Origin of the sequence: Curtobacterium sp. HSID17257, assembly GCF_003989515.1 — a bacterium.
Lineage (GTDB): Bacteria > Actinomycetota > Actinomycetes > Actinomycetales > Microbacteriaceae > Curtobacterium.
The window spans coordinates 1-8183 of record NZ_RBLU01000126.1; the positions used below are offsets into that span (position 1 = coordinate 1).

The following is an 8183-nucleotide window of genomic DNA, read 5'->3' on the forward strand; positions in this document are numbered from 1 at the left end:
GCGACGGCTGCGACGGTCACCGCACGCTCGCGCCGCGCGGCGAGGCCGCCGAGGAAGTCGGCAGCCCCGTAGACGACCGCGCCGGTCAGGCCGAGCAGGACGGAGAGCACGGCTCCCATCCTGCCCGTGCCGGTAGCCTGCGCGGGTGAGCGTTCCGTACCACCGCCTGCCCCGTGTCGATGCCCGTTGGCGCTGGTGGCGCCCGCTCGTCGCGCTCGCGTTCCTGGTCGGGTACTACATCGCCACCCAGATCGTCCTGGCGGTGGCCTACTTCGTCCCGATCGGTGCGACGCAGGGTGCCGAGGGGCTGATGAGCTTCCAGGACGACCTGACGAGCGGTGCCCTCGACCCCACGGACCCGCTCATCCTGTCGCTGACCCTGCTGTCGCTCGTGGTGCTGCTGCCCGGTGTCCTGCTCGCGGTGAAGATCGCCCGGATCGGCCCGGCGGGCATCCTGTCGTCGACGCGCTTCCGGGTGCGCTGGCGCTGGACGCTGTGGTGCCTGCTGCCGACGATCGTCATCGCGATCCCGATGTTCCTGCTGCAGACGTGGGGGATGTTCTCGTTCGACGGCGGCTTCGGCTGGGACCACGACGCCATCGGGCAGTCGACCGTCTCGCCCGCCACGCTGACCTTCACGATCGTGATGGTCCTGGTGCTCGTGCCCTTCCAGGGCGCAGCGGAGGAGTACGTCTTCCGCGGCTTCCTGATCCAGACGATCGCGTCGTGGATCCCGGTCCGGATCGTCGGTGTCGTCATCGCCGTCGCGGTCTCGACCGTGGTGTTCGCCGCCGGTCACATCCCCAACGGCTACAACGTCTGGGGCATCCTCGACGTCGGCTCGTTCGGGCTGATCGCCGCGATCATCGTGCTGCGGACCGGGGGCATGGAGGCCACCGTCCTCCAGCACGCCTTCAACAACATCATGATCTTCGTGCTGCAGGCCCCGGGCTGGTCGAAGATCGACCTCGACGCCTCGGACGGCACCGCCGGTGGCTTCCTGGTCACGCTCGCGACCTCGCTCGCCTTCTGGGGCATGATCGAGCTCCTCGCGTGGTGGCGGGGGCTCGACCGTCGCTTCCCGGGACACGAGGCGCCCCGCTTCCGCGGTCCGGCGCCGGTCTGGGCGGGCGGTCGGCAGTGGACCCGGCCGGGAGGCACGGGCTGGGCAGTCGCACCGGCCCGCGGTCCCGAGACGGACCGGGACGCACCGGTGGCCGATCCGTCCGCCGCTGCGCCTGTGGACGAGACGGTGGGTGTCGCCCCGCGCTCGTAGGCTGGGGGCATGAGCACGACGACCACGACCTCACCGTCGCGGGCTGCCGCGCTCGACGTCCTGCACCGCGTGTGGGGGTACGACGCGTTCCGTGGCGAGCAGGCCGCGATCATCGACCAGGTCGTCTCCGGCGGCGACGCGCTCGTGCTCATGCCGACCGGTGGCGGCAAGTCGCTCTGCTACCAGGTACCCGCGCTCGTCCGCGACGGCGTCGGGGTGGTCGTCTCACCGCTGATCGCCCTCATGCAGGACCAGGTCGACGCCCTCGCCGCGAACGGTGTCAAGGCGGCGTTCCTCAACTCCACGCAGGGTCCCGACGAGCGCGCACGGGTCGAGCGGGCGGTCGTGTCCGGCGAGGTCGACATGCTCTACCTCGCCCCGGAGCGGCTCCGGCTCGAGAGCACCCGGTCGCTGCTCGACCGCGCCCGCATCGCCCTGTTCGCCATCGACGAGGCACACTGCGTCGCCCAGTGGGGGCACGACTTCCGGCCGGACTACCTCGAGCTGAGCGTGCTCCACGAGCGCTGGCCGACCGTGCCGCGCATCGCCCTCACGGCCACCGCGACGCCGCAGACCCACCGCGAGATCTCCGGCCGGCTCGGCCTCGACGACGCCGCGCACTTCGTGGCCGACTTCGACCGCCCGAACATCCAGTACCGCATCGAGCCGAAGACCGGCGCGATGCAGCAGCTCCTCACCTTCATCAAGACCGAGCACAGCGGCGACGCCGGCATCGTCTACTGCCTGTCCCGGAACTCGGTCGAGCGCACCGCAGCCGCGCTCGCCGACCAGGGGATCCCGGCGCTGCCGTACCACGCCGGCCTCGACGCGAAGGTCCGCGAGCGCAACCAGTCGAGGTTCCTGCGCGAGGACGGCATCGTCATGGTCGCGACGATCGCGTTCGGCATGGGCATCGACAAGCCCGACGTGCGGTTCGTGGCGCACCTCGACCTGCCGAAGTCGGTCGAGGGCTACTACCAGGAGACCGGGCGTGCCGGGCGCGACGGACTGCCCTCGACGGCGTGGCTCGCCTACGGGCTGAACGACGTCGTGCAGCAGCGCCGGATGATCGACCAGTCCGAGGGCGACGCGGCACACCGCCGGCAGCTCAGCGCGCACCTCGACGCCATGCTCGCGCTCTGCGAGACGATCGAGTGCCGCCGGGTCCGGTTGCTCGCCTACTTCGGGCAGGAGTCCACGGCCTGCGGCAACTGCGACACGTGCATCGCGCCGCCGGAGCCGTGGGACGGCACCGTGCCCGCGCAGAAGTTCCTGTCGACCGTGGTCCGGTTGGAGCGCGAGCGCGGGCAGCGGTACGGCGTCGCGCACCTCGTGGACATCCTCGTCGGCAAGCAGTCGCCGCGCGTGCAGGAGCTCCGGCACGACTCGCTCGCCACCTTCGGCATCGGCAACGACCTGGGCGAGGGGGAGTGGCGTGCCGTCGCTCGGCAGCTGCTGGCGCAGGGCTACGCGGCGGTGTCGGGCGACGGGTTCGGCACGGTCGTCCTCAGTCCGACGAGCGCCGAGGTCCTGAGCGGTCGCACGCGCGTGCTGATGCGCCGCGACCCGGTGAAGGCCCCGCGCACGTCGCGAGCCCGACGTCAGGCGGTGACCGACGTGCCGCAGGAGGCGCTCGGCCTGTTCGAGGCGCTGCGTGCGTGGCGAGCGGCCCAGGCCCGCGAGCAAGGGGTGCCCGCATACGTGGTGTTCAACGACGCGACACTGCGCGGGATCGCCGCGGTGAAGCCCGCCGACGAGGACACCCTGAGCGAGATCTCCGGCATCGGTGGGGCAAAGCTCGAGCGCTACGGTCGCGCGGTCCTCGACGTCGTCGCCGCGCACGTCTGAACAGCTCCGCAGCAGCCGCGGCAATCGCATTCCGTAGACGGAATGTGGGGCTCGCGCCGCTCACTACACTCGGAACCTCCCACGACGAGGAGGCCCGGTGCCCGGTACGACGAAGTTCGCCACCACGATGAGCCGTGCGGTGGTGACCCCGCTCGCGCGTCTCCTCTGGCGCCCGCGCATCGTCGGACGGAAGAACGTGCCCAGGCACGGACCGGTCATCCTCGCGAGCAACCACCGGTCGTTCATCGACTCGCCGGCCATCACGCTGATGGCCCCGCGGAAGGTGTCGTTCCTCGCGAAGCAGGAGTACTTCACCGGGACCGGTCTCCGCGGTGCTGTGTCGCGGGCGTTCTTCGGCGGCATCGGCGCGATCGGCGTCGAGCGGGGAGCAGGCGCCGCGGCGCAGCACGCGCTCGACCTCGGCCTCGAGCGGCTCGAGGCCGGTGAGGCGTTCGCCATCTACCCCGAAGGCACCCGTTCCCTCGACGGACGGCTGTACAAGGGGCGCACCGGCGTCGCGTGGTTGGCGCTGACGAGCGGTGCCCCCGTCGTCCCCGTGGCCCTCACCGGGACCGAGGACGTCCAGCCCGTCGGCTCCCGTGTGCCGAAGCTCGCGCGGGTCACGATCGAGTTCGGTGAGCCGATGGACCTCTCCCACTTCGGCGAGGCCTCGTCGGGCAGGGCTCGGCGACACGCGACGGACGCCGTGATGGAAGCCATCCAGGCGCTCAGCGGTCAGGAGCCGGCGAACGCGTACAACAACCCGCCGTCGACGATCGTCGAGCGGGTCAAGCAGGTGCTCCGGCGTGACGACCCGACGAACGCCGTCGAACCGGACTGAACTCGCACGCACTATTGCACATTCGGAATATCAGTGGTTGAATCGTCCTTGTGCCCGAGGCACGAGCCCACTCGGACCGACCAGGACGGCCCGATCCACCACTGACCGGAAGGCAAGCAGCATGTCCTCCACGCCCCTCTTCGACTCGATCGCACGTCGGGCCTCCCGTGCCGTCCCCACGGCGACGGAGCAGGCCACGACCCGGACCACTGCGCCCGCCCCGGCACCGACCCCTGCTCCGGCGGCAGCGGTGTCCGTCACCGCAGCACGCACCCGGGTCGTCGCCGCGCCCACGTCGCCGCTGACGGCCCCGGTCTCCCCGATGCGGTCCGCCCTCGTACCGGCCGCGCTCGTCGCCGCGATCGACGAGATCCCCCAGCGGGTCGGGACCGCCCTCCCGGGCGAGGTCGCCGTGACGCCCGACCAGCTCGCCCTGGTCGAAGCGGTGACCGATGCGATCACCCGCGCGGTCGTCGATGCCGTCGTCGCGGAGCTCGAGCGCATCACCCGCGACGGCGTGGTCCGCGGCTGAGCCGATCGTCGCTGCCTCCGACGACGGACGACGTCCGAGCACCCGAAGCCACGCGATCCGATCACATCCGACCTGACCTCCCGACACGATGACGAAGACCACTCCCGACAGCGCTGGCGTCTCGACGCCCACGGCGCCGATCCGTCCCCGCGGAGCGGCCCGCCGAGCGGCCAACGACGCTGCTGCCCGGTCCGTCCGTGTCGGCCACCAGACCGCCGGGGCGGCGGTCCCCCCTCCCGCCGCCCCGGTGTCCACCACCGCCGCAACCACCGACGGCACTCGGTCGGAAGCGTCCCTGCCGACTCGCCGTGATCTCCGCGATCGTCACCGGATGACCACCCGCCGCGACAGATCGCGCACGCCCGACCGGCGCGTCCCCGCCGTCCACCGGCTCACCGCCGTCGGCCGCTGTCGGCGTCCCGCATCGGGCCCGGCGGCTCGAGGGGGATCGTCCACACGACTCGTGGCCGTGACCGCGTCTGCCCTCGCCGCCTGCCTGGTCGTCTCCGTGTCCACCCCGGCCGCCGCGCTCGACGACCCCATGGGGCTCGGCCTCGGCGCTGCGAACACGCCGACGCCCACGCACCAGGGAGCACCCGCGCCGGACCAGCACTACCGCGTCGCGTCGGGTGTCACCGTCACCGTGACCCGCGACGGCTTCGACGTGCAGGCCGCCCGCGCCGGCAGCGCTCGGCACGACGGTGTCCGGATCACGACCGGCTCGGGCACCGTCCGTCCGGTCGCGGGGACCATCCCGACCGCCGGAGGCTTCGGCGGGCGCCAGGTCGCCGGGTGCGGTGCATGCTCGACGAACCACCACGGCCTCGACTTCGCCGCGGCAGCCGGGACGCCCGTCGTCGCCGTGATGTCCGGACGGGTCGTGTCCGCCGGACCTCTCGGCGGGTACGGCAACCAGGTGCTCCTCGCGCACCCGGACGGGACGCAGACGCGCTACGGGCACCTGTCCCGCATCGACGTCCTGCCCGGACAGACGCTGTCGGCCGGCGAGCAGCTCGGCGCCGTGGGCAGCACCGGCATCTCCACCGGCCCACACCTGCACTTCGAGGTCCTCATCGGCGGGACCCCCGTCGACCCCGCCGCGTGGCTCGCGGCGCGCGGTCTGCTCTGACCCATCGCGCGATTGCCCCGCCCGTCCTCGGACCGGGCCGACACGGTCCGTCGTGATCGCTCGGGCGTAGCGTCGAGCACGACGTCGGCAGGGTGCCGGACGCAGGACGGAGACAGTGGTGCATGTGACGGTGCTGGGCACGGGGACGATGGGTGCAGGGGTCGCGGGGTCACTGCTGCGCGAGGGCCACCAGGTGACCGTGTGGAATCGCAGCACCGACAAGGCCCGTCCGCTCGGCGATGCGGGCGCCACCGTGGGGACGGACGCCGCAGCGGCGGTCGGTGACGCCGAGGTCGTCCTGCTGACGCTCTTCGACACCGACGCGGTCGTCGACGTCCTCGACGCCGCGGCCGGTGACGCTCCCACGGACGCGATCTGGGTGCAGGCCTCGACCATCGGGGTCGCGGGCACCGAGACCGTGGTGCAGTTGGCCGAGAAGTACGGCATCACCCTCGTCGAGGCGATGATGCTCGGAACGAAGGCCCCGGCGGAGCAGGGGAAGCTCACGATGCTCGCCGCCGGGCCGTCCGACGTGCTCGACCACATCGATCCCGTTCTCGACGCCATCGGCGCGAAGACCGTCCGCGCGGGGGAGCGGGTCGGCGACGGCACGGCCCTGAAGCTCGCGGCCAACGCCTGGGTCGCGTCGATCACCGCGGCCACCGGGCAGTCCCTCGCGCTCGCCCGCGCCCTCGGGCTCGACCCGCAGCTGTTCCTCGACGCGATCGACGGCACCGCGAGTGACTCGCCCTACGCGCACACGAAGGGCGCGGCGATGATCGGTGGCGACCTCGCACCGCAGTTCGCCCTCGACGGTCTGCGGAAGGACATCGGCTTGATCGGTGACGCTGCGCGGTCCGCGGGTGTGTCCACGACCCTGCTCGACGCACTCGACCGGGTCTACGCCGATGCGAGCGCAGCCGGCCACGGTGCCGACGACATCGCGGCCGTCGGCACGACCTTCACCGACGAGCGGTAGGGGACCGACCGACACGGGGCCGTGCCGGCGGGCACGGGGTCAGCCGCGGCGGAACCACCGCAGCACGGCGTCGCGGAGACGCCCGACGGCTTCGTCGTTCATCGTGTTCGCCAGGTCGAAGGCCTCCCGCGCGGGGTCGGCCCCGTTCCGGATGCGCCGCAGTGCAGCGTCGGCCCGAGCACGCGCGTCGAGCTCCGCGAGCGGCATGTCGTCCTCCGGATCACGCGGAGGCACCCGGGCGGGGTCCTGCGGAGCGCTGTGCATGCGACGAGGCTACGCGGAGCGCTCCGTCGCGGTCTCGTCCTCGTCGCGGTCGACGACCCGGGCCATCTCCTCGAGGAACGCGACGACGACCGCCATGTCCGTCTGCGGGAGGTGCTCGGCCACCTCGATCGCGCGGGTGTCGAGCTGGTCGATCACCCGCAGCACCTGGCGCATCGACCCACCCGACGCGGTCAGGATGACACCGCGTCGGTCGTGGGGGTCGGCGTGACGCTCGACGTGGCCGCTGCGGACGAGTCGGTCGACGAGCGCCGAGGTCGACGCCGGCGTGATCTCGAGACGGTCGGCGAGCTCCTTCGCGTTCACGGAACGTCCTTCGGACTCGGCGTCGAGCAGGATCCGAAGCGCGAGCAGGGCGTTCTCGCCGATGCCCAGTGCCTCGCGCGCACGGCGCTGCGCGGCACTCTCTGCGCTCCGGTACTTGCGGAGCGCGTTCAGCACGTCCACCGCGTCGACCCTGGAACCGGTCCCGTACCAGAAGCCCGTGGTGGTGTTCGTCACCTCGGTCGTCATACGGACAATGCTAGACGCTCTAGTTAGGTTGTCTAGCGAGTGTTGTCCGAGAGCGCGCGCGGTGGATGGCTCGCAACACCGGTGACGCGGCTCCGAAACACTGTCGCAACGCCCGCTCGGTAGCTTCGCCGCATGCAGGAGCCGACGTGCTGAGCCGACTCGCGGGGAGCGTGTTCCACGTCGGGAGCGCGGTCGAACGGGCCGACGTCGTCGCGAGGATGCTCGACGTCTACGTCGTCCGGCCCGATGCGGGCGTGGTCGACGACGAGGACGTGGTCGGCCCCACGCTGCACCGCGTCGTTGGCGCGCGCTCGCCCGGGCGTCGTCGCCTTCGGGCGGCCGTCGTCGAGTCGCTCGCGCTCGACCGGCACGAACCCGCATCCGTCGCCCACGCGGTCGGCGTCGCCCGCGACCACGCCCGCCGAGCGCGCGAGGTCGTGTCCACCGAACTCTGGGACTGCCTCGACGTCACCCGGTCACGCATGCCCCGCAAGGTCGCCGTCGACCGGGCGCACGAGTTCCTCGCCTGGGTGCGGGAACGCAGTGCGCTGGCGGTCGGCGTCGTCGAGGGTGACGTCAGTCGTGACGAGGTGTGGGAGTTCTTCACCCTCGGCCGGTCCCTGCTGCGGTGCGGTCTGACCGCCCGGCTCCTCGCCTCCCCGCTCGTGGACACCGGGTCGGCGGCGTCGTGGACCACCGCCCTGCGGGCCTGCGGAGCCGGCGAGGCCTTCCGGCGCGGGCGTGACCACCACGGCGTCGCTCCGCGGGACGCCGCCGGGTTCC

At 72.2% G+C, this 8183-nt stretch carries 9 protein-coding genes; 7 read left to right on the forward strand and 2 right to left on the reverse strand.

All coding sequences use genetic code 11. The features are described 5' to 3' along the window. Nucleotides 1–145: 145 nt before the first annotated feature. From D8M35_RS14215 to D8M35_RS14240, 6 genes are all read left to right on the forward strand, one after another. Entirely contained in the window at nt 146–1276 is a 1131-nt protein-coding gene (locus D8M35_RS14215) for a CPBP family intramembrane glutamic endopeptidase (RefSeq protein WP_126892436.1), read from the forward strand. A 9-nt stretch (nt 1277–1285) separates the two neighbouring features. Beyond that, complete coding sequence (gene recQ / locus D8M35_RS14220) at nt 1286–3124, forward strand: DNA helicase RecQ (RefSeq protein WP_126892437.1); 1839 nt, start codon at nt 1286–1288, stop codon at nt 3122–3124. Between the two features lie 127 nt (nt 3125–3251). Next, on the forward strand, nt 3252–3965 hold the full coding sequence (locus D8M35_RS14225; RefSeq protein WP_126892442.1) for a 1-acyl-sn-glycerol-3-phosphate acyltransferase: 714 nt from the start codon (nt 3252–3254) through the stop codon (nt 3963–3965). Between the two features lie 121 nt (nt 3966–4086). Beyond that, complete coding sequence (locus tag D8M35_RS14230) at nt 4087–4497, forward strand: hypothetical protein (protein ID WP_126892438.1); 411 nt, start codon at nt 4087–4089, stop codon at nt 4495–4497. 469 nt (nt 4498–4966) lie between these two features. Then, complete coding sequence (locus D8M35_RS14235) at nt 4967–5626, forward strand: M23 family metallopeptidase (protein WP_202976568.1); 660 nt, start codon at nt 4967–4969, stop codon at nt 5624–5626. A 115-nt stretch (nt 5627–5741) separates the two neighbouring features. Continuing rightward, on the forward strand, nt 5742–6605 hold the full coding sequence (locus tag D8M35_RS14240; RefSeq protein WP_238638248.1) for an NAD(P)-dependent oxidoreductase: 864 nt from the start codon (nt 5742–5744) through the stop codon (nt 6603–6605). A 39-nt stretch (nt 6606–6644) separates the two neighbouring features. Here the strand turns inward: D8M35_RS14240 and D8M35_RS14245 are convergent, their stop codons facing one another. Then, entirely contained in the window at nt 6645–6869 is a 225-nt protein-coding gene (locus tag D8M35_RS14245) for a hypothetical protein (RefSeq protein ID WP_126892440.1), read from the reverse strand. A 9-nt stretch (nt 6870–6878) separates the two neighbouring features. After that, a complete protein-coding gene (locus D8M35_RS14250; RefSeq protein WP_126892441.1) occupies nt 6879–7400 on the reverse strand; it encodes a MarR family winged helix-turn-helix transcriptional regulator in 522 nt (173 codons plus the stop codon). A gap of 146 nt (nt 7401–7546) precedes the next feature. On the opposite strand from D8M35_RS14250, the gene D8M35_RS14255 reads away from it, so the two are divergent. Next, nucleotides 7547–8183 (forward strand): alpha-E domain-containing protein (locus D8M35_RS14255; protein ID WP_161972676.1); only part of this gene is annotated, 637 nt, incomplete at its 3' end.

Coding starts and splice junctions, on each gene's coding strand:
- recQ (WP_126892437.1), top strand. CDS start 1,286: ATGAGCACGACGACCACGACCTCACCGTCGCGGGCTGCCGCGCTCGAC.
- D8M35_RS14225 (WP_126892442.1), top strand. CDS start 3,252: ATGAGCCGTGCGGTGGTGACCCCGCTCGCGCGTCTCCTCTGGCGCCCG.
- D8M35_RS14230 (WP_126892438.1), top strand. CDS start 4,087: ATGTCCTCCACGCCCCTCTTCGACTCGATCGCACGTCGGGCCTCCCGT.
- D8M35_RS14245 (WP_126892440.1), bottom strand. CDS start 6,869: ATGCACAGCGCTCCGCAGGACCCCGCCCGGGTGCCTCCGCGTGATCCG.
- D8M35_RS14250 (WP_126892441.1), bottom strand. CDS start 7,400: ATGACGACCGAGGTGACGAACACCACCACGGGCTTCTGGTACGGGACC.